Origin of the sequence: Brachybacterium sp. AG952 (assembly GCF_004362645.1) — a bacterium.
GTDB classification, from domain to species: domain Bacteria; phylum Actinomycetota; class Actinomycetes; order Actinomycetales; family Dermabacteraceae; genus Brachybacterium; species Brachybacterium conglomeratum.
Window position 1 is genome coordinate 581,644 of sequence record NZ_SNXV01000001.1, and the last position, 26,681, is coordinate 608,324.

Here is a 26,681-nt window from a genome sequence, read left to right on the forward strand (position 1 = left end):
CCTGCTCGCCTCGGGCGAGGACGGGTCGGTGCGTGGGCGACAGCGTAGCACCGGATCCCACCGGGTGGAGGTTTTCTCTCGTCTTCGCGGCCGACGGCGCATACTGTGGCGCCATGAGCACCGACGACGAGCCTGCCGAGGACCCCGCGAACCCTGCCGCGAGCTCCGCCCTGAGCCTCGCCGGGGATCCCGCGACCCCTGCCGACGACGCCGCCGGACCGAGCGGTCCGTCGGCCGCCGGAGCGGCGCGGGTTCGCGGCATCGGCCGTCAGGGCTCCTATTCCAAGGGCATCGCGCGGCGGCAGGAGATCCTCGACCGCGCGATCGAGGTGTTCCGCGACCGCGGGGCCGACGGCACCTCGCTGCGCCGGATCGCCGAGGCCATCGGCGTCTCCCACGGTGCGCTGCTGCACTACTTCTCCTCCCGCGAGGAGCTGCTGGTCGCCGTGTACGAGCATGCCGAACGACGCCGTGACCTCGACCGTCTCGAGCGGGAGGGGCCGAGCGCCCTCGACGACGAGCTCGCCGTCGAGGTGATGGCCAATGCCGCGATGGCGAACCTCGAGGTGCCCGGGCTCGTCCAGCTCTACTCGACGCTGGTGGCGACCTCGCTGGAGAGCGAGCGCGGGCCGGCGAAGGAGTTCTTCACCGCCCGCTTCGAGAACGTGCGCCGGGGCCTGGCGACCCGGCTGCGCGAGGACCAGGCAGCGGGCCGGGTGCGAGCCGACGTCGACCCCGAGCAGATGGCGGCGCTGATCGTCGCCGCCTCGGACGGCCTGCAGATCCAATGGCTGCTCGAGCCCTCGATCCAGCTGCAGCAGACCCTCGAGCTGTTCGCGGTGCTGCTGGAGCCGTGAGGGGCTGACGTAGCAGTACGGGGGACGCGAACCGACGACAGGAGAATCGCCGATGACCAGCGGATGCGGCAGCGGCCGACGGCAGGCCCTGCTGGGCCGGGGTGAAGGGTGCACGCTCGGACTGCTCGGCGATCCAAGGAAAACTCTTGAAGTTGGATGGTTGACCGTGGCAGACCACCTCAAGAGTTATCCAGCGCCCGAGTGACGCGGCCCTGTCTGTGAAGTCTCTTCTGCCGGGCCGCCCTGGTCCGCTGTCGGCGCCCGACCGTAGGCTGAGCCCGACGCCGGCCCTCTGACCAGCGCCTCTCCGGCGCAGACGGGCTCCGCACGACCAGCTTGTCCCGCCCACGAGATCCACGAAGAAGGTCGATCCCCACGGCCACGCCGACCCTGCGCCGCTTCGGTCCGCTCCGTGACCGCCACTCCCGCCCGTATCTGATGACCGCCGGCCTGTCGATGATGGGCGACAACATCGAGCACGTGATCACCTACTGGGTGCTGTGGGAGGTGTTCGCCTCGCCGTGGCTGGTGGGCTTCCAGGTGATCAGCCATTGGCTGCCGTTCCTGCTGTTCTCGGTGCTGTTCGGCGGGCTCGCGGAGAAGTACGACTGCCGACGCATCATCCAGATCGCCCAGGGCCTGTTCGCTGTCGTGTCCCTGAGCTGGGGCCTGCTGTTCCTGACCGGGACGCTGGAGATGTGGAGCGCCTGCGTGCTGCTGGTGCTGCACGGCTGCGCCGGGGCGCTGTGGGGCCCGGCCGAGCAGCTGATGCTGCACGACTTCGCCGAGCCCGCCGAGCTGCCGAGCGCGGTGCGGCTGAACGCGACGTTCAAGTCCCTCGGCGTGCTCGCGGGCCCCGTCGTCGGCTCGGTCCTGCTGCTGCTCCTGGGGCCGACGTGGGGGATCCTCGCGAACATCGTCTTCTACCTGCCGATGACGCTGCTGATGCTGCGCACCCCGTTCACCGGCCACTCCCGCAGCGGCTTCGTGCGCCGCGAGCGCGTCTCGATCCTGGACACCCCGCGGGTGCTGCGCACGGTCGGCAGCGACAAGGTGCTGGTGGGGATGATCGCGCTCGCCGGCCTGATCGCGGTGTGCGTCGGCGCGTCGCTGCAGGTGGCGATGCCGAACTTCGCCCAGGTGCTCGGCGCCGGGGACGAGGGAGGCCTCGGCTACGGCGCGCTCCTGTTCGCCAACGGGATCGGGGGAGTGGTGGGCGGCTTCCTGCTCGAGGCCACCGGGATCCTGAAGGTCGACGTGCGCGGCGCGGTGATCGCGGCGGTGATGTTCGGGCTGACCTCGCTGATCGTCGCGACGACGACGAGCTACCCGATCGCGCTGATCGCGCTGGTGATCGGCGGCGTCGCGAACCTCGCCGCGACCGCGATCGGGCAGGCGCTCGTGCAGCTGCGCGCCCCGGAGGACCAGCGCGGCCGCGTCGTCGGCGTCTACTCGATGATCGGCAGCGGCATGCGCACCGGCAACGGGATCACGATCGGCTGGCTCGGCGCGCTGCTCGGCGTCAGCGGCGCCGTGGCCGTGGGCGGGGCAGCGCTCGTCGTCGGCGCGCTACTGATCGGCGTGCTCATCGCGCTGCAGACCCGCCGCGGCGCCCCCGCCTGACCTCGGCGGCGGCCGTCTGTCTGCGGCTCAGAGTCCGCGGCGGAGCTGATGGATCTTCAGCCCGGCGCCGAGGAGGATCGCGGCAGCCGCGATCCCGGCGGGGACCAGCATGTTCGATCCGGTCGCCGCGAGCGCATCGCCGTCGGAGGACTCGGAGCCCGAGCCGCTGTCGCTCGAACCGCCGGTGTCGGAGCCTGCGGGCACCTCGATCTCGGACGCGTCGGTCGACGGGTCGATCACCGTGCGGGCCTGGTCGGGAGTCGTGCCGACCGAGCCCGAGGACACGCCGCTTGCGAACAGCTTGGTCATCAACACCGCGAGCGCGGCCGACTGCTTCTGGTCAGCGGTCGCCTCCTGCTGGGCGGCCGGGAAGTCGTTGGTCGCCGAGCCGGGGGCGGCCGGCGGCTGCGCGGGCGCGTCGCCCCTGCTCGCGGCGTTGCCGTTCGCCGACGACGCCGAGGTCTCGCCGCCCTCCTTATCACCGGGGACGTGCTTGGTGGGGGAGTCGGACGCGGTGGTGTCGCCGCCCTGCTGCCCCTCGTCGGAGTCCCCAGTGTCGTCGGGCCTGCCCTTGTCCCCGGTGTCCTGCTGCTGGTCGTCGTCGGAGCCGGAGTCACCGGTACCGGTGTTGTCGCTGTTGTCGGAGCCGTCGCCGACGGGTTCTTCGTCGTCCGGGTTCTGGGCGTCGCCGCCCTGCTCCTCGTCATCCCCGCTGCCCTGGTCTTCGTCGTCGCCTTCGGATGGCGGGGTGGTCTCGCCAGGGTCCGGCTCGTCGCTGGGATCGTCGGGCTCGGGCTCGGGCTCGGGCTCGGGCTCGGGCTCGGGCTCGGGCTCAGGCTCAGGCTCGGTGGTCGGAGGGTCTTCCCCACCCTCGACGACCTCGAAAGTCGCGTTGTTGTTGAAGCTCCCGGCGTTGACCACGAACGAATAGTCGCCGGCTTCGGCGCCTTCCGGGACCTTGAAGGTCAGCGTTTCCGTACCCCCAGGCGCGGCGCTGATCGAGTCCGCCTCCTTGAAGAACCCTTTCGGTCCGGTGACCGTGACCCTTGCAGTCTCGCGCTCCGGCCCGGGGAAGCAGTGCATTGTGAGGTCGACGGTGTTACCTGGAGCGACCTGGCTCGGCGCGACGGAGAGGGTGGTCTGGTACTGACCGGTCTCGTCCTGGGAGCATTCCGACCCGCCCTCGACGTCTGACGGACCGCCCGGCGCGGCATACACAGCAGTCGGCCCGACAGCGAACGCCGCGAGCAGCAGCAGCCCGGCAGAGGACTGGGCGACGGTACGGCGGACAGACATCGGAACCCTTCGGAGACAGTGGAGGACCAGCCATACTGTAGGAGGCGACGGCGCCCCGGGGGACCTCGATGAATTCATCCCCCGGCAAACTTTTCATGAACACCGCTGGGGTGCGCATCGGAGGAGCCTGTGATGATCCTGGAAGAATCCGGTGCCGGAACCGCCCCTGACCTGCAGAGGAGCGAGCCGCCCGAGGTCCTGTCGGAGCAGCGGGCCCACCAGATCGCTGAGGACGCCTCCGCGGTGGTGAGAGAGATCGCGACCATCGTCGAGGGCAAGGAGGAAGTGGCCCGGATCGCGGTGCTGGTGCTCCTGGCCGGCGGGCACCTGCTGATCGAGGACATCCCCGGCGTCGGCAAGACGATGCTCGCCAAGTCCCTCTCCGCCGCGCTCGGCGCGGACCGCCACCGCATCCAGTTCACCCCCGACCTGCTGCCCGGCGACGTGACCGGCGCGAGCGTCTTCAACCAGGCCAGCGGCGAGTTCGAGTTCCGTCCCGGCGCCGTGTTCACGCAGATCCTGCTGGCCGACGAGATCAACCGCGCCTCCCCGAAGACCCAGTCCGCCCTGCTCGAGGCGATGGAGGAGCGACAGGTCAGCGTCGACGGCACCACCTACGCGCTCGCCGAGCCGTTCATGGTCGTCGCGACCGCCAACCCCGTCGAGATGGAGGGCACCTACCGCCTCCCCGAGGCGCAGCGCGACCGCTTCCTCGCCCAGACCTCGATGGGCTATCCCGTCGCCTCCGCCGAGGCGCGGATGCTCGAGGCGCAGGCCGGGCCCGTGGCCGAGGGGGACCGGGAGGTGGTCGACGCGGTCCGCCGACGCACCAGCCCCGAGCGGATCGCCGCCCAGGTGCGGGCGGTGCGCAGCGTCTACGCCTCGCCCGTGATCCTGCAGTACGTGGTGCGCCTGGCGGAGGCGACCCGCTCCCACCCCCAGGTCACCCTCGGCGCCTCGCCCCGCGCGGCCGTGCACCTGGTGCGCGCGGCGAAGGCGAACGCCGCGCTCGCCGCCCGCACCTTCGTCACCCCGCAGGACATCGCCGACGTCATCTTCCCCGTCTGGCGCCACCGGCTCCATCTGACCCCGCAGGCGCTCTCCCGCGGCGCGAGCGCCGGGGAGCTCGTGGACCAGGTCCTGCGCAGCACCCCGCAGACGTGAGGGGCCGCGCACGCACGATCCTCCGCCCCACCGGGCGGGGCGTCGTCGTGCTCGTGGCCTGCGCGGCGCTGTGGCTGCTGGGCGACCTCACCCGCATCGAGCCCGCCCGGCAGCTCGCCGCCGGCCTCGTGCTGGTCCTCGCCGTCGGCGCGATCGGGATCCTCGTCGTCAGCCGTGGGATCTCCCCGCGGCGCCGGGTCGTGGACGACGCGGTGCCCGTCGGCGGCTCCGCCCGCGTGATGCTCGAGATGCAGGACCGCCCGTGGATCACCGTCGTGCCGCTCGGCCGCGGCGTGGTGCGCGAGCACCTCCCCGAGGAGCTCGGCGGACAGGGCGACCTGCCGCTGGCGAGGCGCATGCCGCACGTGCTGCACGTGAGCCGTCGCGGCGCCCACGCGCTCGGGCCGTACTCGATCCTGGTGCGTGACGTGTTCGGGCTGTTCCACCTCCGCCGCACCGTCGAGGACGGCCTGCGGATCACCGGCCTGCCCGTGGTCGCCGAGATGTCGACCGCCGCGGAGCGCTCCACCGGCATCGCCGACAGCGCCGTGGGCGGCGCGGCGCCCGTCGCGGGGGCGGGGGAGATCGGCCCGATCGCCCGCCCCTACGCCACCGGCGACGACATCCGCCGCATCCACTGGCGGGCCAGCGCCCGCACCGGCACGCTGATGACCCGCGAGGACGAGCCGACCGCGGGCCGCAGCGCCGTGGTCGTGCTGGACACCACCCGACGGGACGGGCTCGAGGGGCAGGTCGAGGAGGCGCTCGTCTCCCATGCCGCGACCGTGCTGGACTCCCTGGGCCGCAACGGCTGGGAGGTGCGGATCGTGGACGCCTCGGGCGACGAGATCACCCGCACCCAGCGCCGACGCGGCGTCCCCGGCCCGTCCCTGCTGGGCGGCGAGGCCGACGCGCTCGAGCGCCGCGCCTCCCTCCTCGCGCTCGCCGAGGTCGACTTCGACGACGACGAGCAGCACGGCGTGGGCCGCGACCACGCCGCCGGCCATGCCGAGCTCGCGATCGCGCTCGGCCCCGACCTGGGCGAGCCCTTCGCCGGCCTCGAGCTGGACCGCTTCGCCGGACGCGCCACGCGCCGCACCGCGATCGCGCTGGACGCGGCACTGCCCGAGGAGGTACCCGAGACGCCCCGCCGCGCCCGCCGCATCGGCCCCGCCGACGGCGACGACTTCGGCCACGCCCACGAGCAGCACGCCGAGCAGCTCGCCGCCGCGCGCGCCCAGCGTCCGCCGCGCCGCTCGCGCCTGGGCACCTGGGCCCTCGTGCGCGGCTCCTCCGCCGACACCCTCGACGACCTGCTCACCACCGCCGTGGAGGAGCCGCGATGAGCCCGCTGATGGGCCGCCCCACCCTCGAGGGTCCCCACCTCACCGGCCGCGCCCTGCTGCTCCTGGCCGCGCTGCTGCTCGCCGCCGCGCCCACCTCCCAGCTGCTGGCCGGCTCGTCCTGGCTGGTGCTGACCCTGACCGGCGCCGCCCCCGTGATCCTCGGCGGGATCGTGCTGCGCCACCTGCTCTCCCGGACCGCGCTGGTGCCGCTGCTCCAGCTGGGCCTGATCTGCGTGCTGATGCTCGTCGTCGAGACGGCGCAGGGGCTCGCCCCGTGGTCAGAGGGGCCGGTCGCGGTCCTCGCCGCCCAGCCCGAGGTGCTGCGGCTCGGCGTGCAGGAGCTCGCCTCCGGCCTGCCGCCGCTGGTGCTCGGCGCGCCCGGGACCGTGATCATCGTCGTGCTCGTCGCGCTGCTCGCCCTGCTGCTGGACCTGCTGTACCTCGACCTCGGCTGGCACACCCCCACCGCCCTGCTGCTGATGGGCACCGTGCTCGTGCCCGCGCTGCAGCAGCCCTCGGGCGGGGCGTGGTGGCAGGTGGCCGCGCCGGTCGCCGCCGGCGCCGCCGTCCTCGCCGTCCGCACCGTCCACGGGGACCCGCGCTATCTCGAAGGGGACCGCCGCCCGCAGGCCGGACCCGTCCCCGCGCCCGGCCGCACCCTCGGCGCCGCGGTCCTGTGCGTCGCGCTCGTCGCCGCCGGCGCCCCCGTGCTCGGCGCGGCCCTGCCCCAGCTGGTCCCGCCGCGGATCGCGCTGAACGTCGACGTGCTGAACCGCTGGAAGGACCCCGACACCCCGCAGCTCGGCCCCGTCATGATCGACGACGACGTCTCCGTGCGCCGCTCCCTGCTCGAGCAGTCCGACACCGAGGTGCTGCGTTACACCACCACCGCCGAGGACCCCTCCTACCTCCGCCTGCGCACCCTGAACCGCTTCGACGGGGAGACCTTCCACGCCGGCGACGAGGAGGAGCCGAACCTCGCCTCCTCCTTCTCCGACGCCCGCGACGACGGCAGGGCGGTCAGCGGCGGCACGGGCGATCTCGAGGAGACCGACGTCCAGGTGATGAGCCTCGGCGGGGACCGGCTGCCGATGCCGGAGAACGTGCGCGAGGTGCGCACCGCGAGCCCCGCGCTGGACCGTGCGCTCACCCTGCGGCCGGTCGACGGAGAGGCGGCGCTCGACTTCGTCCCCGAGGGACTGACCGGGCAGCAGTACACCGTGCTCTCCGAGCCGCGCTCCTCCACCCCCGAGCAGCTCCGCGCGGTCACGCCCGCCGCGGCGAGCGCCCCCTTCGACTCCGGCTACACCGACCGCGCCGAGGTGCCGCAGGTCGCGGCCGACCTCGCCGAGCAGCTCGTCCAGGACGCCGGGGCGGAGAACGGCTTCGACGCGGCCGTCGCCTTCCAGGACTACTTCCGCAGCGCCTTCGCCTACTCCCTCACCGTGAACACCCCGCCGGGGGAGGACCCGCTGGAGTCCTTCCTCGAGGACCGGATCGGCTACTGCGAGCAGTTCGCCTCGACCTTCGCGCTGATGATGACCGCGCAGGGGTATCCGACACGGGTCGTCATCGGCTTCACCGCCGGGGACGCCGACGGGGACGAGCGCACCGTCAGCGCCCGCAACGCCCACGCCTGGCCCGAGGTGTGGTTCGGCCCCGAGCACGGCTGGGTCCAGTTCGAGCCCACCCCCGCCGCCGCGAACAACGGAGTGCGCACCCCCGAGGTCACCGACCTCTCCGCGAGCGAGGAGGACGTCGAGACCCCCGAGACGACCCCCGACACCCCGACCGCCGACGAGGAGAGCGCGAGCAGCGAGGAGGGCACCACCGAGGAGCAGAGCAACGCGAGCACCGAGGAGGACGAGACCGCCGAGCAGGGCCCCTCACCCCAGACGGTCCAGCGCATCGAGTGGGGCACCGTGAGCGTGCTCGGCCTCGGCGCGCTCCTGGCCGTCGCCGCGGCTGCCGTGGTGCTGGTGATCCGGCGCCGACGGATCCGCCATCGCGAGGAGCGCTGGGCGGCGCTCGGGGGTGGCGCGGGGGAGCGAGGCGCAGGAGCAGGCGCCGACGGAGAGCCCCCTGAGGAGGGCGGGGGCGGTGGCTCCGGTGCGTCGGGCGACGCCTCCGCCGCCGCGCTCGAGACCGAGCGGCTGCGCCGCGCCGCCGGCGAGCTGGCCTGGTCGGAGCTGACCCACGAGCTCGAGGTGCGGGCGACGGCGATCCGCTGGCTGGGCCTCACCGGCGCCTGGGGCAGGCCGCCGACGCGCCTCGCGATGGACCCGGCGCTGCCCCCGCACCGCGCCGTCCAGGACCTCGTGGACCAGATCGCGGAGGGCCCGGGGGAGGTCACCGCCGAGGACCGCGCCGCCGCCGCCCGCCTCGCCGACGCCTATACCGCCGCCGCCTACGCCGCCCCGCTCCCCGCGGCCGCGACGACGACCGGGCACGACGGCACGGGAGCCACTCCGGGCGGCACGGCGACCAGGGTCGACGCCGAGACCGCCCCCGCACTGGAGCGCCTGCAGCACCCCCTGCGCCACGACGCCGACCGCATCGTCGAGCTCATCCGCACCGCACGCTGAGCCGCGCGGGGCCGGATCAGTCCTTGGACGGAGCGGCGACGTCGGCCGCGCCGGGAGCGTCCTCGGCCGCCGCCCGGTTCTCCCGCGCCCCGGCGTTCAGGCCGAAGAGGCGGTGCGGGGCCTGCTCCTCGAAGATCCTCGCCGCACGCAGCGAGTCGACCTCGCCCACCACGGGGTTCGGCTGGTGGGTGCCGCGGGTGCCGCCGTACAGCGAGACGAGGTTCATCGCGACAGCGCGCTGGTTGCGGTGGCCGAGCATCTTCGTGATGTGCACGCCGAGCCAGGCCGCCCAGCCCACGGAGCCGGAGAGGCCGCCGACGAAGGGGATCTCCGCGATCGCGGCATGGCGGCCGATCGTGGCCATTGTGCCGAGATTCGTGTAGGTGAAGGTCGGGCGCTGCTTGCCCTTCACGTCGGCGGCGATGGACTTCGCGACCGCCGCACCGGTCTGGATCGCAGGCTGCGCGAGCTGGGGGAGGGCCTCGTCCTGAGCGGCGACGTCGCCGGCGGCGTACACCCCCGGCATGCCCTTGACCTGCAGGTGGTCGTCCACGGCGATGCGGCCGCGCCTGTCCTGCGGCAGGCCCCACCGGGAGACCGCCTCGGGGATCGCGACGCCGGCGGCCCAGATGGTGATGTCGGACTCGAGGATCGAGCCGTCGTCGAGGATCACGTGGTCGTAGCCGACCTCCCTCACGCCGTGGCCGAGGCGCAGCACGACCCCGCGGTCGCGCAGCTCGTCGGCGGCGTACTGGCGGTACTTGTCGCTGAACTCCTTGAGCAGCTCGTCGCCGCGCTGCAGCACCGTGAGCTGCAGGGTCCCCGGATCCATCTCGGGATAGAGGATGTCCAGCTCCTGCATGCGGAAGTCCGCCAGGGCGCCGGCGATCTCCACGCCCGTCGGCCCGCCGCCGACGATGCAGACGTGGAGCTTGTCGTGGGTGACGCCGGCCTCGCGGCTGGAGCGCTCGAGCTCGGAGAAGATCCGGTCGCGGATCGCGAGGGACTGCGCGCGCGTGTACATCGGCATCGCATGCTCCTCGGCGCCGGGGGTGCCGAAGTAGGTGGTGGTCGCGCCGTTGGCGAGCACCAGGTAGTCGTAGGAGAGCTCCTGATCGCCGCGCTGGCCCTCGTTGAGCGTGACGACCTTCCGCTCGGGGTCGACGCCGACCACCTCACCCTGCCGGTAGCGCATGTTGGGGACCTTCAGCGAGAGGCCGCGCAGGAACATGGTGACGTCGCCCGGGTTCAGGCCCGCGGTCGCCACCTGGTACAGCAGCGGCTGGAAGGTCTTGTAGACGTTGCGGTCGATGAGGGTGACGCGCACGCGGGCGTCGCGCAGGCCCAGCACGGCGTTGGCGCCGGCGAAGCCACCGCCCACGATGACCACGTGGGGCCAGCTCGCGCCATCCTTCGCGGGGACCGTGGGGCGACGGGTGAGGAAGGGCAGCGACATGGGGAGGACTCCTAGGGGCGACGCGTCGGCCGACGGGGCGCGGCGGTGGCCGGCCAGGTCGTGCACCGCGTCGGATCGAGGGAGAGAGCGGCGGAGTGAGCGGGCTTCGGGCGGAGGCGGAATGTCCGTCGGCCGGTCCGAGATCGTCGGGCCGATGCCGCGATACGGGCGACCCGGTCCGTCCAGAGTCCTCACCGATGCTACCCACTCCGCCGCCCGTCGGCACAGCGGACGGCGGGACGGGTCGTCACGATTCACATCCTCCGCGGCTCCCGCGGTGACTCGGGTCTCCCTGCGCGACGCCGTCGGCGACGGGTGCGCAGGGGAGCTCCCGATCGGCAAAAGGTTCGTCAAGCGCAGCAATGCTGCAGGTCAAGAAGCCAGCGCAGTGGGGTGATGCAGATGAACTCTCGGTGACGGCTCGATACCGGATCGGGGAAAACAGGTTCTGACGCCTCCCGATGGGGTGAGATGACATGGCGCACCCGTGCGCCCTCCTCGACTCCGCCTCGTCCCCGGGAGCCTCCTCCATGCGTGTCCACCTCGCCCGCCGCGCCGTCCGCGGCGCGACCGTCGGCCTCGGCGCCGCCGCCCTCGCCGCCTCCGGCGCCCTCGTGCCGCTGGGCGCGGTCGCCGCCGAGCCCGGCCAGCAGATCACCCTGATGGGCTTCAACGACTTCCACGGCGCCCTCGGCGGCGCCTCGGCCCTGGCCTGCCAGGTGGAGACGGTGCGCGCCGAGAGCGAGACCTCGTTCCTCTTCTCCGCCGGCGACAACGTGGGCGGCTCCGCCTTCGAGTCCGCCGTGCAGAACGACGAGCCGACGATCGACGTGCTGAACGCCCTGGGCGTCGACGCCTCAGCGATCGGCAACCACGAGTACGACCAGGGTCAGGACGACCTGTTCGATCGCATCGAGCCGCGCACGGACTTCCCCGACCTCGCCGCGAACGTCTACGACGCGGAGGGCAATCGGGTGCATGACGCATACAAGATCGTCGAGCGCGACGGTGTGAAGGTCGCCGTGATCGGCGCGGTCACCACGAAGACCGTCGGCAAGGTCAGCCCCGCCGCGATCGAGGGCCTCGATTTCGGGGATCCCGTCGACGCGGTGAACGACGTGGTCGACGAGCTCGAGGCCGAGGGCGTCGAGTACGACGCTGCGATCGCGCTCTACCACGAGGGTGCCAGCGGCAACGGCGAGCCCGGCGCCGCCCCGTCGAACTCCGACCCGATCTTCGACAGGATCGTCTCCGAGACCGACCCCGAGGTCGACGCGATCTTCAACGGCGACTCCCACCGCACCTACGCCTACGAGGCCGCGGTGCCCGGGCAGGACGGCGAGACCCGCCCGATCATCCAGACCGGCGCGAGCGCCGCGAACCTCGGCACCGTCACCCTCGAGCGCGGCGCCGGGGACGACACCGACTGGGACGTCGTCACCGCCCCGGAGCTGCGCCCCACCGACGCCGAGTGCACGACCTCCACCGACGTCACCGAGGACGTCACCTCGATCGCGAAGACCGCGATCGACGAGGCCGCCGTCGTCGGCGCCGAGCCCGTCGGCTCCCTCACCGGCGACATCACCACCTCCTGGGACGACACCAAGGCCTCCTATGTCGACGGCGTGCGCACCGCCAGCGCGCCGATCGAGAACCAGGCCACCACCAAGGGCGACAACCGCACCCGCCACTCCGCGGCCGGCAACATGCTCGCCGACTCCATGAAGTGGTATCTGGAGGACTCCGGCAAGGCCGGCGAGAACGAGGTCATCGGCTGGATGAACCCCGGCGGCATCCGCGCCGAGCTCTGGAACGCCGAGTCCCCGACCGGCGAGGGCGACGGCGTGATCACCTACGCCGAGGCCAACAACATGGTGCCCTTCGGCAACACCCTGAACTCCGGCGAGGTCACCGGCGCGCAGTTCCTCCAGATGCTCGAGGAGCAGTGGAACCGCGACGACTCCGGCGCCTTCCTCGCCTTCAGCGTCTCCGAGAACATCGAGTACGCCTACGACAGCAGCGCCCCGCTGGACGAGCGCGTCTTCGACGTGCGCGTGAACGGCGATCCGATCGATCCCGACGCCACCTACACGATCGTCACCGCGAGCTTCCTCTTCGAGGGCGGCGACGGCATGGAGACCCTCGCGTCGGCGGAGAACGTGCAGGACGCGGGCGTTCTCGACCGCGACGCCTTCACCGAGTACCTCCGCGCGAACCCCGAGCTGGAGCCCGACTACTCGCAGCGCCAGATCGACGTGCAGTTCGTCGAAGGCGATGACGAGAACTCCCCGGCGCTGCGCCTCTCCGGCCTCGAGTCCCAGAGCCTCGGCGCCCCCGAGATCACCTCGGTGACCGTCGACGCGGGGGAGTACGGCACCTTCGAGGCGCCCTACGGCTCCACCGAGCCCGCTGCCGAGGCCGAGGAGCCCGTCACCATGGCGGCCGAGGGCGGCCTCGCCGCGGAGGTCACGCTGACCGACCTGTACTGCGTCCCGACCGACACCCCCGAGAGCACCGTGGTCCCGGTGACCATCACCGCGGTCCCCGAGACCGGCACCGAGATCGTCTTCGACACCGTCGTCGAGATCACCGGCGGCACCCCCGAGGGCTGCGACGACGACGGCTCGACCACCCCGCCCCCGGGCGACGACGACGAGGATGACACCTCTCCGCCCCCGGGCGGCGGCGGCGACCAGGGCTCCGACGACCAGGGCTCCGACGACCAGGGCTCGGATGACCAGGGTTCGGATGACCAGGGCTCTGGCGACCAGGGTTCCGACGATCAGGGTTCCGACGACCAGGGCTCCGACGACCAGGGCACGAGCACCGGCGGCTCCGCCGGCGCAGGCACCTCCACCGGGGTCGGCAGCTCCACCGCGGGCGACCCCGTCGGCGGAGCCCCCACCACCGCCGACGGCCGCTCCGACCTCGCCCGCACCGGCACGAACGCGGGCATCCTCGCCGCGATCGCCGGCGCCCTGACCCTCACGGGAGCGGGCGCGATCGCCCTGCGACATCGCATCGGCCGACGCTGATGAGGTCCTGACCACGGAGGGGCCGGACCTCCCCGGAGAGCCGGCCCCTCCTTCCATCCCCCGTCCCTCTCCCCGCCCTCCCGCCAAGGAGAATCGCCATGTCACCTCGCCTCACCGGCGACGCCCTCCGCACCCGCTTCGCGCGGGTCGGTGCCACCGCCGCTGCCCTCGCCCTCGGAGCCTCCGCCCTGCCCGGCCTCACCCCCGCCGCCGACGCCGCCGTCGTCGCCCCGGGCGACCTGCAGATCAACGAGATCTACGGCGGCGGAGGCAACTCCGGCTCGACCTTCACCCACGACTTCGTCGAGCTCGTGAACACCTCCGATCAGCCGATCGACCTCGCCGGCTGGTCCCTCCAGTACGCCTCCGCGACCGGCACCTTCAACTCGTCGGGCGTCCTCGCCCTCGAGGGCACCGTCCCCGCCGGCGGCACCTTCCTCATCCAGCTCGCGAAGGGCGCCGGCGGCAGCGAGGCGCTGCCCGAGCCGGACCTCACCGGCACCACCGCCGTCTCCGGCAGTCAGGGCGTCTTCGCCCTCTCGGACTCCGACGGCCGCCTGGTCTGCACCGGTGCGACCTGCGCCGACGACCCTGCCGTCGTCGACCTCGTCGGGTGGGGCGGCGCGACCACCTTCTCCGGCACCGCCCCCGCCCCGCGCACCACGAACGCGACCTCCGTCGCGCGCGTCGCCGCGACCGGTGAGAACTCCACCGACTTCGTCGCCGGCGAGCCGACGCCCACCAACTCCGGCGGCGACGGCACCGATCCCGAGGACCCGGAGGACCCCGAGGAGCCCGGCGAGGCGGCCCCGGCGAGCATCGCCGAGATCCAGGGCACCGGCGCGCAGAGCCCGATGGTCGGAAAGAACGTGGTCACCGAGGGCGTCGTCACCGCGGTCTACGCGACCGGCGGCCTGAACGGCTACGTCATCCAGACCGGCGGCACCGGCGGTGCGCTGGACTTCTCCACGCACAAGGGCTCCACCGCCGTGTTCGTGCACTCCCCGGAGACCGCCTCCCAGGTCGCGATCGGGGACTCGGTGCGCGTGACCGGCGGGGTCTCCGAGTACTACGACTCCACCCAGATCTCCGTCGGCGCCGAGGGCCTCGAGCAGCTCGATCGGGCGCTAGAGCCCGTGGAGCCCGCGACCCTCGTCGGCGGCTTCCCCACCGAGGAGGCGCAGCGCGAGAGCATCGAGCACATGCTCTACCTGCCTGGCGCGGAGGAGTTCACCGTCACCGACGTGTACAGCACCAACCGCTTCGGCGAGGTGGCCCTCGCGATCGGCGACCAGCCGCTGCAGCAGGCCGGCGACATCATGCGCCCCGGCGCGGAGGCCACCGCCTACTACGAGAGCCGCGACGCGCTCAAGGTGCTGCTCGACGACGGCCGCACCACGAACTTCCAGAACGACCCCACCCAGCCGATGAGCTGGCTGACCACCGAGGAGCCCGTCCGGGTCGGGGCCACCCCCTCCTTCACCGAGCCCCTCGTGGTCGCCTACTCCTTCGACCAGTGGCGCCTGAACACCACCACCCCGTGGGAGTCGGCCTCGACCGACGGTGTCGACTTCGAGAACACCCGCCAGGACGCGCCCGACCCCGTCGGCGGTGACCTGCAGGTCAGCACCTTCAACGTGCTGAACTACTTCACCACCCTCGGCGAGGACACCCCCGGCTGCGAGCCCTACACCGACATCGACGGGAACGGCACCACCGTGCGCGGCGGCTGCGACCTGCGCGGCGCGTGGGGAGCCGACGACCTCGAGCGCCAGCAGTCCAAGATCGTCGAGGCGATCTCCGGCACCGGAGCCGACGTGGTGGGCCTGACCGAGATCGAGAACTCGGCACGCCTCGGGGAGGAGGCCGACGAGGCCACCGCCACCCTGGTCGCCGCGCTGAACGAGAAGGACGGCGAGGGCACCTGGGCCTACGTCCCCACCGGCGAGGCCTACGCCGCGCAGGGTCTGGACGGCGGCCAGGACGTGATCACCAACGCGATCATCTTCAAGCCCGCCGAGGTGCGCCCCGAGGGGCAGATGCAGATCCTCGCCGACGACCCTGCCTTCGACAACGCCCGCGAGCCGCTCGGCCAGGTGTTCGTGCCGATCGACGGTGAAGGTGCCCAGCAGGTCGAGGGCGAGCCGTTCTTCTTCACCATCAACCACTTCAAGTCCAAGGGCTCGGCCGACGCCGAGGACTCCGGCCTCCCGGCCGACCCGGTCCAGGGCAACGCCCGCACCTCCCGCCTCCAGCAGGCCGAGGCGCTGCTGACCTGGGGAGAGCAGACCGCATCCGAGCTCGGCGTCGAGGACGTCCTGCACGGCGGCGACTTCAACTCCTACACCCAGGAGGAGCCTCTGCAGACGTTCTACGAGCAGGGCTTCGTCAACCTCGGCGAGACCCACGACCCGGAAGGCTGGTCCTACAGCTTCGGCGGCATGGTCGGCTCGCTCGACCACGTCATCGCCTCCCCGTCGGCCGCCGAGCGCGTCACCGGCGCGACCGACTGGCAGATCAACGGCCCCGAGTCGGTGATGGCCCAGTACGGCCGGTACAACAACAACGCGGTCGACCTCTACGAGGAGGGCCCCTTCGCCTCCTCCGACCACGACCCGATGATCGTGGGCCTGGACGCCGGGTACGAGGAGGCGCCGACCCTCCCGGACTTCACCGACGTGCGCTCCGACCACCCGTACCACGACGAGATCATGTGGGCGGCCGGCAGCGGCATCGTCCCCGGCGGGGAGGACGGCACCTTCCGTCCCACCCGCGCCGCGGACCGCGTCACCCTCGCCGCGGCCCTGTACGAGATGGCGGGCCGTCCCGAGGTGGAGATCCCCGCGAGCTCGCCCTTCAAGGACGTGAAGGCCGATCACCCGCACTACGCGGCGATGCTGTGGGCCGAGTCCGAGGGCGTGCTCACCGTCAACAAGGGCGGCGCGTTCCGCCCGAGCGCGGCGCTGAGCCGGGGCATGGTCGCCGAGGCGCTGTACGCCGCGGCCGGCTCGCCCGAGGCAGGCTCGCCGAGCGGTGACGTGCAGGCCGACGCGATCGCGTGGCTGCAGGGCGAGGGCCTCGACGAGGGCATCGTGGACGGGGACCACCTCCGCCCGAACGCCCGCGTCGACCGCGCCGAGACCGCCGCCTGGCTGTACCGTTTGGACCGCCTGTGAGCTCGGGCGCCTCTCCCGCCGTTCTCTCCCGCCGCCTCGGACTGCGCGACGCGGTGGTGATCGGCCTCGCCTCGATGATCGGGGCGGGTGCCTTCGTCTCCCTCGGCGCCGCCCAGGACCTCGCCGGGTCGCTCGCCCCGGCGGCGGTGCTGGTCGCCGCCGTGGTCGCGCTGTGCAATGCGACCTCGACCGCGCAGCTCGCCGCGCAGCACCCCGCCGCGGGCGGCACCTACCACTACGGCCGGGAGCGGCTCGGACCGTGGTGGGGGTTCCTCGCCGGCTGGTGCTTCGTGATCGGCAAGACCGCCTCCTGCGCCGCGATGGCGCTGGTCGTCGCCGCGTATCTCGTGCCCGAGCCGTTCCAGCGACCCGTCGCGGCGCTCCTGGTCGTGGTGCTGACGGCCGTGAACCTGGTCGGCATCACCCGCACTGCGGTGCTCGCCCGGGTGCTGGTCACGGTCGCACTCGCCGCGCTCGTCCTGACCGGGGTGCGGCTGCTCGCCGGGATCGTGGCGGGCGGTCCGACGGGAGGCGCGGGCGACGGGGCCGGTGCCGGGACGTGGGAGGTGCCCGGCCCCCTCTCCGGGCAGGCCGCCGGGCTGTGGGACGGCGGGATCGCGGCCGTCGCCGGCGCGGGGGAGGGCGGCGCGCTCGGCATCGTCCTCGCCGTCGCGCAGGCCGCGGCGCTGATGTTCTTCGCCTTCGCCGGCTACGCCCGGGTGGCGACCCTCGGCGAGGAGGTCGTCGCGCCGCGCCGCACCATCCCCCGCGCGATCCTGCTCGCGCTCGCCGCGGTCAGCGCGCTCTACCTGGTGCTGTCGGTGATCCTCGTGCTGGTGGGTCCGGCACCGGGCGAGCAGGGCTGGGGCCCGGCGCCCTTCCGTGCGGCGCTGGACGCGGTCGGCGCGGGCGGGGTCTGGGCCGTGGTGGTGACCATCGGCGCGGTCGCGGCGGCCTCCGGCGCGCTGCTCGCGCTGGTCGCGGGCATCTCCCGCACCGTGCTCGCCATGGCGCGGGAGCGGGACCTGCCGCCCGTGCTCGCGCACGTCAGCCCCCGCTTCTCGGTCCCGCAGCGGGCCGAGGCCGCGGCCGGCATCGCGGTGGTGCTGCTCGTGCTGCTCGCCTCCGACGTGCTGGTCGCGATCGCCGCCTCGTCCTTCGGCGTGCTGCTCTACTACGCGGTCGCGAACCTCGCCGCGCTCACCCAGACGGGGCAGTGGCGGCTGTTCCCGAAGGCCATGCAGTGGCTCGGCCTCGTCGGCTGCGTGCTGCTCGTCGCCGCACTGCCCGGTCGCACGATCGTGGCGGGCCTGGTGCTCGTCGCCGTCGGCCTCGCCTACCGCGGGCTCGTGCTCGCGGTGCGGCGGTGACCGGCGCCGACGGTGTCCCGTCCCGGCCCTGGTGCCCCCGCTGTCCTGCTTGCCCTCCCGCCCGGCACCGCTGAACGTGCTGCCCTGCGCCGGCCGGCCCCGCCACCCTGCGCCGCCGAGTCGATCGACGTCCCGTACCACTTCACTGGTACCTGAGGTCGATCGACTGGCCGGGTGCGGGCCGCAGCGGGCACAGCGCCGAGTTGTTCGACGTCCCGTACCGCTTTCCTGGTACCTGAGGTCGATCAACTGGCCGGGTCGGGTCGCCGTCGACTCCCTTGTTGCATAAGGGCTGACTTATATGACTGTGCGGGTGGAGCATGGGCGCATGCACGCGCTCGACGTCCTCGGCGACCCGGTGCGGCGACGGATCCTCGAGCTCCTCGCCGACGACGGGGAGCTCGGCGCGGGCGAGATCGGCGAGATCGTGCAGCAGGAATTCGGGATCAGCCAGCCGGCCGTCTCCCAGCACCTGCGCGTCCTGCGCGAGCACGGCTTCGCCACCGTCCGCCCCGAGGGCCGTCGGCGCCTCTACGCCCTCGACCCCCGCGGCCCGCGCGAGGCGAGGGAGTGGCTGACGCCCTTCGAGCGGTTCTGGCTGCCGAAGCTCGACGCTCTCGGCACCGAGCTCGCCCGCGGCAAGCGTTCGCGCCGCCTCGCCGCCGAGCGTGCAGAGAGCTCCGGCCACGCCGCCGGCCCCACCGACCCCGCGGTGAACGCGCCGCACACAGACCCTGCGCCGGGCACCCCGCCCGTCGAGAGCACCCCCACCAAGAAGGAGACCTGACATGGTCGACGTCCCCGCCCAGCTGCAGTCCGTCACCCGCGCCTATCGCACCGAGGAGCGCGACGGCGAGCAGATGCACGTCCAGTCCCTCGAGCAGACCTACCCCGCCGCGCTCGCCGACGTGTGGGAGGCCGTCACCTCGGCCGAGCGCATCCAGCGCTGGTTCCTGCCGGTCAGCGGCGACCTCCGCCTCGGCGGCCGCTACCAGTTCGAGGGCAACGCGGGCGGCGAGATCACCACCTGCGAGCCGCCGTCGGACGGTGCCGCCGAGTTCTCCGCCACCTGGGAGGCCATGGGCTCCGTGTCGTGGCTGACCGTGCGCCTGGCCGAGGTCGACGCCGAGCGCACCAGCTTCGAGCTCGAGCACACCAGCCGCGTCGCCGACGTCCCCGCTGAGATGTGGGAGACCTTCGGCCCGGGCGCGACCGGGGTGGGCTGGGACGGCGGCCTGCTGGGTCTCTCGCTCCACCTCGGCGGTGTGGAGGGCTCGCTCTCCCCGGCCGAGGCGGAGGCCTGGGCGGGCACCGACGAGGGCCGCTCCTTCTACCGCGGCGCCGCCGACGGCTGGGCCGTCGCGCACGCTGCGTCCGGCGAGGATCCCGCCGTCGCGCAGCAGCGGGCCGACGCGACCTACGGCTTCTACACCGGCACCGAGGCCTGATCCCCGCAGCCCTGCTCAGACCGCCCGGACGATCACCACGAACTCCCTGCCCGGGCGGTCCGGTGCGTCGCCGACCCTTACACGAACGAGGTCCAGGTGGTCTCGGCGTCGATCAGCCAGTGGTTGCGCAGGGTCAGGGCGCGCTCGAGGGCCGCGAGGACGCCGGCGACCGTGACCGAGATGTTCAGCCAGGCGGGCAGCTGGATCGGCGAGGTGAAGGCGCCGACCCGCTCGGCGACCGGCGGGATGCTCGTGATCAGCTCCGCGGCCTGTGGAAGCATCAGCACCACCCCGATCAGCAGCACCACGATCGCGAGCGCCCCGAGCAGCCGGCTCGCCCCGGGATGGCGTCGGCCGAAGCGGGCGCGCAGCCCCTCGAGGGAGCGGGGGTGCGGGCGCAGGGTCCTGGCCGGGCCGTCGTCCGAGGGGACCAGGTGCATCCGGGAGAGGCCGTAGCTGCCGATCGCGACCTCGACCGTCCCTCCCGGCACCTCGAAGGCGACCGGCGAGTTCGCGATGTGGAGCTGTCGGCCGTCGCGGTAGAAGGAGATCGGCGCGTGCCGCGCGCCCTCGGCGATCTTCCCGCCTTCGAGCTCGGTGGCCAGATACCGCACGTCCACGATGTACGACGCCTCGCGACCTGCCCCGTGGTCGGGGTCCAGGGCGAACTGGGTGCGGGTGAGCGTCTGCCACCAGCGCAGGTCCTTCAGTGCGCTGCCGTCGCCGGGCTTCGCTCGGCCGAGCTTTCGCTGTCGGCGCAGTCGCTGGAACATGGTCCTCCCGGGGCAGGCGGCGCATGGCCGCGTATGGTCGATTCCCTCCATCCCACCCGACGGGCCTCCGCCTGCGCCAGTGCGATCTGTCATCTCCTCCGAAGGGAGGAGCCCCGCGGCGCCGGGCGCGGATCAGCCGGCGCGCATCTCCCGCGGCAGCGCCTCCAGCAGCCGCAGCCACAGCTCCGAGGCGGCCGGGTAGCTCGGCACCGCATGGCGCAGCACGTGCACCGGCACCGTGCCGACGATCGCGATCGTCGCGGCATGCAGCAGCTCGGAGGCCTCGGGGCCGACGAACGTGGCGCCCACGAGGGTGCGGGTGCCGAGGTCGACGACGATCTGCGCGGTGCCGGTGACGTCGTCGCGGAGCAGCGCGGAGCCGGCCGCCCCGCCGAAGGGCACCTGCGCGGTGACCACCCGGTGCCCGGCTTCGCGGGCCTCCGCCTCGGTGAGGCCGACGGCCGCGACCTGCGGATCCGTGAACACGACCTGCGGCACGGGCACCTGGTCGGGCACCGGCTCCGTCGCCTCCCCGGTCGCGGCGGCGAGGATCCGCTGCCCGATCACCCGGGCGCGATACTTTCCCCAGTGGGTCAGCGGCGCCTCCCCGCTCGCATCGCCCACCACGTGCAGCCACTCGGGCAGCGCCCCGCCGCCGGTGACGTCCTCGGGGGAGAGGCCGACGGTCTCGAGGCCCACGTCGTCCAGCCGCGGACGGCGCCCGGTCGCGACGAGCACCTCGTCGGCCTCGAGTGTGTCGCGACGGCCGTCGGCCTCGATCTCGAGACGCACCCGGCCGCCGTGGAGCCGGCCCAGGCCCGTGTCCCGGGCGTCCTCGCGCGCACCGGCGCGCACCGAGGTCCCGAGTCGCACGTCGACGCCGAGGCCCCGCAGCGCCTCGAGCACGTGCCGGCCCGCGAAGGGCTCGAGCCCCGTGAGCAGACCGTCGCCGCGCACCAGCATCGTGACCCGGGAGCCGAGCGCGGCCATCCATGTCGCGGCCTCGACCGCGACCACCCCGCCGCCGACGATCGCCAGCTCGTCCGGCACCTCCACCACGCCCGTCGCATCGCGCGAGGTCCACGGCGCGAGCTCCTGCAGCGCCGCAGGGATCACGGGCACCGACCCGGTGGCGAGGACGACGGCGCGCTCGGCGACGAGGCGCTGCGGGCCGCGCCCGTCGGGCCCGACGACCTCGATCTCGCGCTCGCCGACGAGCCGGCCGTGCCCGCGCACCACGTGCAGGCCCGCGCCCTCGGCCCAGGAGACCTGGCCGGCGTCGGAGTAGTGGGAGACCCAGTCGTCGCGCCGGGCGAGCAGCGCGGCGGCGTCGACCTCGGGCGTGGTGATCCCGGGCAGGTGCGCGGCGGCGTCCGCGACGGCGAGGGGGCGCAGCAGTGCCTTCGAGGGCATGCAGGCGTAGTAGGAGCACTCGCCGCCCAGCAGCTCGCCCTCGACGAGCGCGGCGGTGAGGTCGGTGCCCTCGGTCGCGTACTGGGCGACGTTCTCGCCGACGGGCCCGCCGCCGAGCACGATCAGGTCGAAGGAGGTCGCAGCATCGGGGGACGGAGCATCAGCAGCCATGTTCCGACGCTACGCCCGGGCCCGGGCGTTGTCACGGCCTCGTCAGGGGCGGGGGCGGCCGCCCATCCCGTCGAGCACCTCGCGCACCGCCGCCCCCGGGTCGGGCGCCTCCATCACCGCGCGCACCAGCGCGAGCCCGGCGACGCCCGTGCGGGACAGCGCCGGGGCGTCGGCCGGGGTGACGTCCCCGATCGCGACGATCGGCAGCATCGTCGCCCGCACCAGCGCCGGGTAGCCCTCGACGCCCAGCGGATCCCGGCCGGAGTCCTTCGTGGGGGTGCGACGGAAGGGGCCCGCGCCGAGATAGTCGAGGTCGAAGGCGACCCCGGCCGAGTCGCGGACCAGGTCGAGCGTGCCCGTGGTCAGTCCGATGACCGCGTCGTGGCCGAGCAGGGCGCGGGCGTCGGGGACGGGCAGGTCGTCCTGGCCGAGGTGGACCCCGTGCACGTGCGCCCCGCGGGCCCGGGCCGCCGCGGCGACGTCGGCCCGATCGTCGACCAGCACCCGTGTGCTCGGGTTCGCCGTGCGGACGGCCTCGGCGACGGCGAGGACGAGCTCGAGCAGCTCCCGCGTGCTCGCCTCCTTCGCCCGCACCTGCACGACCCCGGCCCCGGCCGCCGCGGCCTCGGCGGCGACCTCGACGGTGCGCGGCCCGGTGCCGGAGGTGACGAGATAGCAGCGCAGGTCCAGCGGAGAGGAGGGGGCGGTCATGGGCGTCGTCCGATCTCGTCGAGGGCGTCGAGCAGGTGCATGCGGAAGCTGCCGGGTCCGGTCGCGCACGATGCGGCGCGCTCCCCGGCCAGGGCCATCCAGGTGGTCGCGGCGAGCGCGGCCTCGAAGGGATCCTCCCAGACGGCTGTGCAGGCGGCGGTCAGCGCCCCCAGCAGGCAGCCCGTCCCGGTCACGCGCGGCAACAGCGCGGAGCCGCGGGCGAGGCGGGCCTCGCGGCTCGCATCCAGCACCAGGTCCACCGCGCCGGAGACGGCGACGGCCCCGCCGGTGAGGCGGGCGACCTCGGCGGCGGCGCCGGCGGCGGACTCCGCGGCGGCGGTCGAGTCCGCGCCCCGCCCGCCTCCCGCCTCGCCCACCAGGGCCAAGACTTCGGAGGCGTTGCCACGCACCGCCGTCGGCCGCTGTTCGATCAGCCGCCGCGCGAGCGGGGTGCGGACCGGGGCGATCCCGATCGCCGTAGGGTCCAGCACCCAGGGCCGCTGCTGCTCGCGCGCGACTGCGACGGTGGCGGGGATGCCGTCCATCGCGTCGGTCGAGAGGGTGCCGAGGTTGATCAGCAGCGCGTCCGCGACGGTCGTGACGACGGGCGCCTCGACGACGGTCTCGGTCATCATCGGCCGCGCCCCGGCGGCGAGCAGCCCGTCGGCCACCAGCTGCATCGACACGGTCGCGGTGAGGCAGTGGACCAGCGGCGCCGCCTCCCGCACCGCCGCCAGGACGGGCAGGGCGCGGGCGAGATCGGGGTCGTCGGCGGGGCTCATCGCGTGCTCCGCTCGGCGACCGTGTCGAGGTTCGCGTCGATATCGTGCGGGGAGAGCCGCGGGCCGAGCAGCGCCCCGACCACCACGAGCAGCCCGCCGAGCGCGACCATCCCCATCACGGTGGTGTGCCGGCCGAGCAGCGGCTCGAGCGCCGGCACGTAGAACGGGTACAGCGCCGGCAGCACGAGGGAGAGGCTGTAGGCGGAGCCGTAGCCGGTCGAGCGGATCGCGGTGGGGAACCGCTCGGAGAGATAGGCGGCGATCGGACCGTAGGCGGAGACCGTCGCGACCTGCAGCAGCGCGGCGAGCAGCGCCGCGACGGCGAGGGTCGGCGCGGTGACCGCCGCCCACCACAGCACCGGGCCGAGGATCCCCGCGACCGCGCCCCACACCACCAGCAGTCGACGCCTCCCGACGAGGCTCGAGAGGTGCCCCGCGAGCGCCATCACCAGCGCCTGCGCGATCGAGGCCGCGCCCATCACCAGCGGCACCGCCTCCGGGGTGATCGGCGAGTCGGTGGACAGCCGCGCCGTCAGCAGCAGCACGGTCGAGTCGGTGAGCAGCCACAGCCCCGTCATCAGCACGAACGCCGCCCAGAACGCGGACGCCCAGCGTCCGGTGAGCAGGCTGCGGAGGCCCGGGCGGGGAGAGGCGGGGGCGGCCGACGGGGTCCGCCTCGCCTGCGGCGCATCGACCACGTGCCGCCGGTAGTAGAGCATCATCCCGATCGACAGCGCCGCGCCCGCGACGAACAGCGCTCGCCAGCCCCAGGCCGCGTACTGCTCCGGCCCGAGGGCCGCCAGCAGCGCCGCGACGGCGAAGGCGATCGTGGCCTGCGCCCACGGCGCCATCGAGAGGATCAGACCGCTCATCAGCCCGCGCCGCCGCGGCCTCGACCACTCCATCGCCAGCGGGATCGCGGCCGAGTACTCGCCGGCCACGAAGATCCCGCCGAGGAAGCGCAGCGCCAGGATCAGCGCGACCGTGCCCGGGCCGAGCATCTGATGGGTGGGGACGAGCGCGATCGCGAGCACGCACGCCGCGGTGCCCGCGATCGCGAGACGGGTGGTGCGGGTGCGTCCCATGCGGTCCGCGATCCGTCCGAACACCACCCCGCCGACGGGCCGACCCAGCAGCATCGCGACGATGATCAGCGCCGCCGCCGACGCGGTCGCCGACGGGCCCGCGATCACGAGCATCGCCGGGGCCAGCGCCGTGACCGGCAGGAACACGTGGATGTTGTCGATGAAGTTCCCGACCACGCCGGCGCGCAGCGCGGCCCGACCCTCGGGCGGCAGGGCGCGGGTGCCGGTCGCGGCGATCGAGGCGGCGGTCATCGGGTCGCCCCCGCGAGGGCCGGAGCCGGGGAGACGGCGGCGGCGTCCACACGTCGTGCCTGCTCGAAGAACTCCAGCTCGTGACGGCAGGCGCGGAGGAAGGCGCGGGCCGCCTCCGCCCGCACGGCGGGATCGGCGGCCTCGAGCTCGCGCTCGACGACGCCGAGCGCCCCGCGCACCCCCTCCACGAAGGTGGGGTCGCGGTAGGTCAGGAGCCACCCCGCGTAGGGGTGCTCGTCCGGGACCTCGGGCAGGCTCGCCCCGACCTGCGCGTACAGCCAGAAGCAGGGCAGCGCCGCGGCCGCTCCGACGGCCGTCGGGTCGCCGAGCGCCCGGGCGAGCAGGAAGTCGGTGTACGCGCTGGTCACCGGGCTGACGGCCACCTCTGCCGCGTCGGGGCGGGCCGCGAGCCAGGCGCGGTGCAGCTCGAGCTCGGTGTCCACGCAGTGCCGGGAGGAGTCCGACCAGAACTCCCGCGCGGCAGGGCCCTCCGAGGTCGCGGCGAGGGTCGCGAGGGCGCGGGAGTAGCGCTGCAGGTAGTGAGCGTCCTGCGCGAGATAGAAGGAGAACTGCCCCTCGGGCAGGCTCCCGTCCTCGAGCGCCGCCACGAAGCCGGAGCCCTCGATCGCGCCGGCGAGCGGCGCCCCGGCCGCCCACAGCGCCTCGGTCCACGGGCCGACGGGCGGGACCGAGGCGGCAGGACCCGTCGGGGCGTCGGCCGTCGCTCGGGCGGCGAGCTGGGCCGGCTGCTCCCACCGGTCCGGCACCGCGCCGCCGGCGACCCACGGCGCGGCCGATCCCGCCGCCGCGAGCCGCCGTGCCCGGTGGGCGTGGTCGACGGGGCCGTTCCCGCTCCCGACCTGCAGCTCTGCGCCGTGCAGGATCGCCTCGTGGAGCCAGTCGGTGACCCAGGCGAGGGCCGTGGCCGGGTCCTCACCGGCGCCGAGCCGGGTCGCGAGCGCGGCCGCGAGGGAGCAGCCGGTGCCGTGCGTGCTCGTCGTGTCCACCCGCGTCGAGTGCACGGGGTGGCGGGTACCGTCGGTCCCGATCCAGGTGTTGGTGACCTCGCGGCTGTCGAGGTGCCCGGTCTTCACCACGACCGCGACGCCGGTCGCCTCCGACCAGCGGGCGGCCTGGGCGAGGGCCTCGTCCTCGTCGTGCGCGCGGGGCTCGCCGGTGAGGACGGCGAGCTCGTCGATGTTCGGGGTGACCACGGTGGCGAGGGAGCAGAAGCGGATCATCGCCTGCTCCGCCTCGGGCTCCAGCAGCCTGTCGCCGCTGGTCGCGACCATCACCGGGTCGACGACGAGCACCCGCGGCGGGTGCGCGGAGAGCCAGGTCCGGACGGCCTCGATGATCTCGGCGGTGCCGAGCATGCCGGTCTTGACCGCCTCGAGCTCGACGTCGTCGGAGACCGCGCGGAGCTGCGCGGCGAGGAACTGCGCGGGAGGGACGTGGATGTCGCTCACGCCGTGGGTGTTCTGTGCGACGACCGCGGTGACCGCCGCCATGCCGAAGCCGCCCGCGGCGGTGATCGACTTGAGGTCCGCCGCGGTGCCGGCGCCGCCCGTCGGGTCGGTGCCCGCGATCGAGAGCACTCGCGGGGCCGACGGCGCGGGGCGGTCGGATACCGGATGGCCCGTTGCGGGATGGCCGGACGCGGGCCGGCGGGTAGCGGGCCGATCGGGCGCGGCGGCGCGGGGGAGGGCAGCGGGAAAGAGGGTGCAAGGATCCGAGCTCATGCGGACATCCCTTCGCTAGTACGAACTAGATCAGGTTCCACGGGTGTGATCTCAGCGCCTCGGGCGCACCCCGTGTCCAGCAGCCGAGTGTAGGCCAGGCGGCGGCGGAGGGGCCGGGATGTCCGGGGTCGATGCCCCTCTACCGCAGGGGTCCGACAGGCGAGGCGGCCCCTCGGAAATCTGTGGATGGCATTGTGGAAAACGAGGAGCTGTGGAGGAAAGGTGTGGATCGAGAGCCGCATTGCGCTCGAGATCCGCCACTCGATCAGAAAGTTATCCACATATTCTCTGTGGGCCTTTCTTCTGTCGGTGTCGGTCCCTAGTCTGAAGGAGTCGGATCGAGAAGGGCGGTGCATCGACGCATCGCCGACGCGGACGGGGAGGAGGGGCCGATGG

Annotated in this window: 18 protein-coding genes and 1 riboswitch; of the genes, 10 read left to right on the plus strand and 8 right to left on the minus strand. The window is 73.6% G+C overall.

What is annotated here, in order from left to right; all coding sequences use genetic code 11:
- Window positions 1-113 precede the first annotated feature (113 nt).
- Together DEU31_RS02565 and DEU31_RS02570 are read left to right on the plus strand one after the other, a co-directional pair.
- Window positions 114-857 carry a TetR/AcrR family transcriptional regulator gene (locus DEU31_RS02565; protein ID WP_243733689.1) on the plus strand — a complete coding sequence of 248 codons (744 nt, stop codon included), beginning with the start codon at window positions 114-116 and terminating at the stop codon, window positions 855-857.
- A gap of 336 nt (window positions 858-1,193) precedes the next feature.
- The gene (locus DEU31_RS02570; RefSeq protein WP_133675567.1) at window positions 1,194-2,480 is read left to right on the plus strand and encodes an MFS transporter; all 1,287 of its coding nucleotides are present in this window, start codon (window positions 1,194-1,196) and stop codon (window positions 2,478-2,480) included.
- A gap of 27 nt (window positions 2,481-2,507) precedes the next feature.
- Here the strand turns inward: DEU31_RS02570 and DEU31_RS16690 are convergent, their stop codons facing one another.
- A complete protein-coding gene (locus DEU31_RS16690; RefSeq protein ID WP_166649355.1) occupies window positions 2,508-3,776 on the minus strand; it encodes a hypothetical protein in 1,269 nt (422 codons plus the stop codon).
- 132 nt (window positions 3,777-3,908) lie between these two features.
- Here DEU31_RS16690 and DEU31_RS02580 point away from each other — a divergent pair, with 132 nt between their 5' ends.
- The 3 genes from DEU31_RS02580 to DEU31_RS02590 are packed head-to-tail and all read left to right on the plus strand — an operon-like array spanning window position 3,909 to window position 8,871.
- A complete protein-coding gene (locus DEU31_RS02580) occupies window positions 3,909-4,940 on the plus strand; it encodes an AAA family ATPase (protein ID WP_133675568.1) in 1,032 nt (343 codons plus the stop codon).
- Entirely contained in the window at window positions 4,937-6,286 is a 1,350-nt protein-coding gene (locus tag DEU31_RS02585) for a DUF58 domain-containing protein (protein ID WP_133675570.1), read from the plus strand. The genes DEU31_RS02580 and DEU31_RS02585 overlap by 4 nt, the downstream gene beginning before the upstream one ends.
- Window positions 6,283-8,871: a DUF3488 and transglutaminase-like domain-containing protein gene (locus DEU31_RS02590; RefSeq protein ID WP_133675572.1), complete on the plus strand. Its 2,589-nt coding sequence runs from the start codon at window positions 6,283-6,285 to the stop codon at window positions 8,869-8,871. The genes DEU31_RS02585 and DEU31_RS02590 overlap by 4 nt, the downstream gene beginning before the upstream one ends.
- 16 nt (window positions 8,872-8,887) lie before the next feature.
- Here DEU31_RS02590 and DEU31_RS02595 read toward each other — a convergent pair whose 3' ends face one another.
- The gene (locus DEU31_RS02595) at window positions 8,888-10,327 is read right to left on the minus strand and encodes an NAD(P)/FAD-dependent oxidoreductase (RefSeq protein ID WP_133675574.1); all 1,440 of its coding nucleotides are present in this window, start codon (window positions 10,325-10,327) and stop codon (window positions 8,888-8,890) included.
- Between the two features lie 530 nt (window positions 10,328-10,857).
- Here DEU31_RS02595 and DEU31_RS02600 point away from each other — a divergent pair.
- From DEU31_RS02600 to DEU31_RS02620, 5 genes are all read left to right on the plus strand, one after another.
- Entirely contained in the window at window positions 10,858-13,362 is a 2,505-nt protein-coding gene (locus DEU31_RS02600) for a bifunctional UDP-sugar hydrolase/5'-nucleotidase (RefSeq protein ID WP_133675576.1), read from the plus strand.
- Between the two features lie 98 nt (window positions 13,363-13,460).
- Entirely contained in the window at window positions 13,461-16,538 is a 3,078-nt protein-coding gene (locus tag DEU31_RS02605) for an ExeM/NucH family extracellular endonuclease (protein WP_133675577.1), read from the plus strand.
- Complete coding sequence (locus DEU31_RS02610) at window positions 16,535-17,908, plus strand: APC family permease (RefSeq protein ID WP_133675579.1); 1,374 nt, start codon at window positions 16,535-16,537, stop codon at window positions 17,906-17,908. Before DEU31_RS02605 ends, DEU31_RS02610 begins: the two co-directional genes overlap by 4 nt.
- Window positions 17,909-18,236: 328 nt before the next feature.
- Window positions 18,237-18,695, plus strand: coding sequence for a metalloregulator ArsR/SmtB family transcription factor (locus DEU31_RS02615; protein ID WP_010549409.1), 459 nt, complete (start codon window positions 18,237-18,239; stop codon window positions 18,693-18,695).
- A gap of 1 nt (window position 18,696) precedes the next feature.
- Entirely contained in the window at window positions 18,697-19,356 is a 660-nt protein-coding gene (locus tag DEU31_RS02620) for an SRPBCC domain-containing protein (RefSeq protein ID WP_133675581.1), read from the plus strand.
- A 77-nt stretch (window positions 19,357-19,433) separates the two neighbouring features.
- Here DEU31_RS02620 and DEU31_RS02625 read toward each other — a convergent pair whose 3' ends face one another.
- From DEU31_RS02625 to DEU31_RS02650, 6 genes are all read right to left on the minus strand, one after another.
- Entirely contained in the window at window positions 19,434-20,129 is a 696-nt protein-coding gene (locus tag DEU31_RS02625) for a hypothetical protein (protein ID WP_133675583.1), read from the minus strand.
- A 132-nt stretch (window positions 20,130-20,261) separates the two neighbouring features.
- Window positions 20,262-21,713 (minus strand): NAD(P)/FAD-dependent oxidoreductase, encoded by a 1,452-nt coding sequence (locus DEU31_RS02630; protein ID WP_133675585.1) that lies wholly within the window; start codon window positions 21,711-21,713, stop codon window positions 20,262-20,264.
- A 42-nt stretch (window positions 21,714-21,755) separates the two neighbouring features.
- Window positions 21,756-22,424 carry a thiamine phosphate synthase gene (locus DEU31_RS02635; protein WP_133675587.1) on the minus strand — a complete coding sequence of 223 codons (669 nt, stop codon included), beginning with the start codon at window positions 22,422-22,424 and terminating at the stop codon, window positions 21,756-21,758.
- The gene (thiM, locus tag DEU31_RS02640; RefSeq protein ID WP_133675589.1) at window positions 22,421-23,206 is read right to left on the minus strand and encodes a hydroxyethylthiazole kinase; all 786 of its coding nucleotides are present in this window, start codon (window positions 23,204-23,206) and stop codon (window positions 22,421-22,423) included. The genes DEU31_RS02635 and thiM overlap by 4 nt, the downstream gene beginning before the upstream one ends.
- Window positions 23,203-24,543: an MFS transporter gene (locus tag DEU31_RS02645; protein ID WP_133675591.1), complete on the minus strand. Its 1,341-nt coding sequence runs from the start codon at window positions 24,541-24,543 to the stop codon at window positions 23,203-23,205. Before DEU31_RS02645 ends, thiM begins: the two co-directional genes overlap by 4 nt.
- Window positions 24,540-26,285, minus strand: a complete 1,746-nt coding sequence (locus tag DEU31_RS02650) for a bifunctional hydroxymethylpyrimidine kinase/phosphomethylpyrimidine kinase (RefSeq protein ID WP_347876443.1) — start codon at window positions 26,283-26,285, stop codon at window positions 24,540-24,542. The genes DEU31_RS02645 and DEU31_RS02650 overlap by 4 nt, the downstream gene beginning before the upstream one ends.
- Window positions 26,276-26,368, minus strand: a riboswitch (TPP riboswitch). Its footprint overlaps the gene before it by 10 nt.
- Window positions 26,369-26,681 lie beyond the last annotated feature (313 nt).

Coding starts and splice junctions, on each gene's coding strand:
- DEU31_RS02650 (WP_347876443.1), bottom strand. CDS start 26,285: ATGAGCTCGGATCCTTGCACCCTCTTTCCCGCTGCCCTCCCCCGCGCC.
- DEU31_RS02595 (WP_133675574.1), bottom strand. CDS start 10,327: ATGTCGCTGCCCTTCCTCACCCGTCGCCCCACGGTCCCCGCGAAGGAT.
- thiM (WP_133675589.1), bottom strand. CDS start 23,206: ATGAGCCCCGCCGACGACCCCGATCTCGCCCGCGCCCTGCCCGTCCTG.
- DEU31_RS02605 (WP_133675577.1), top strand. CDS start 13,461: ATGTCACCTCGCCTCACCGGCGACGCCCTCCGCACCCGCTTCGCGCGG.
- DEU31_RS02645 (WP_133675591.1), bottom strand. CDS start 24,543: ATGACCGCCGCCTCGATCGCCGCGACCGGCACCCGCGCCCTGCCGCCC.
- DEU31_RS02620 (WP_133675581.1), top strand. CDS start 18,697: ATGGTCGACGTCCCCGCCCAGCTGCAGTCCGTCACCCGCGCCTATCGC.
- DEU31_RS02590 (WP_133675572.1), top strand. CDS start 6,283: ATGAGCCCGCTGATGGGCCGCCCCACCCTCGAGGGTCCCCACCTCACC.
- DEU31_RS02615 (WP_010549409.1), top strand. CDS start 18,237: ATGCACGCGCTCGACGTCCTCGGCGACCCGGTGCGGCGACGGATCCTC.
- DEU31_RS02565 (WP_243733689.1), top strand. CDS start 114: ATGAGCACCGACGACGAGCCTGCCGAGGACCCCGCGAACCCTGCCGCG.
- DEU31_RS02630 (WP_133675585.1), bottom strand. CDS start 21,713: ATGGCTGCTGATGCTCCGTCCCCCGATGCTGCGACCTCCTTCGACCTG.
- DEU31_RS02600 (WP_133675576.1), top strand. CDS start 10,858: ATGCGTGTCCACCTCGCCCGCCGCGCCGTCCGCGGCGCGACCGTCGGC.
- DEU31_RS02580 (WP_133675568.1), top strand. CDS start 3,909: ATGATCCTGGAAGAATCCGGTGCCGGAACCGCCCCTGACCTGCAGAGG.
- DEU31_RS16690 (WP_166649355.1), bottom strand. CDS start 3,776: ATGTCTGTCCGCCGTACCGTCGCCCAGTCCTCTGCCGGGCTGCTGCTG.
- DEU31_RS02635 (WP_133675587.1), bottom strand. CDS start 22,424: ATGACCGCCCCCTCCTCTCCGCTGGACCTGCGCTGCTATCTCGTCACC.
- DEU31_RS02625 (WP_133675583.1), bottom strand. CDS start 20,129: ATGTTCCAGCGACTGCGCCGACAGCGAAAGCTCGGCCGAGCGAAGCCC.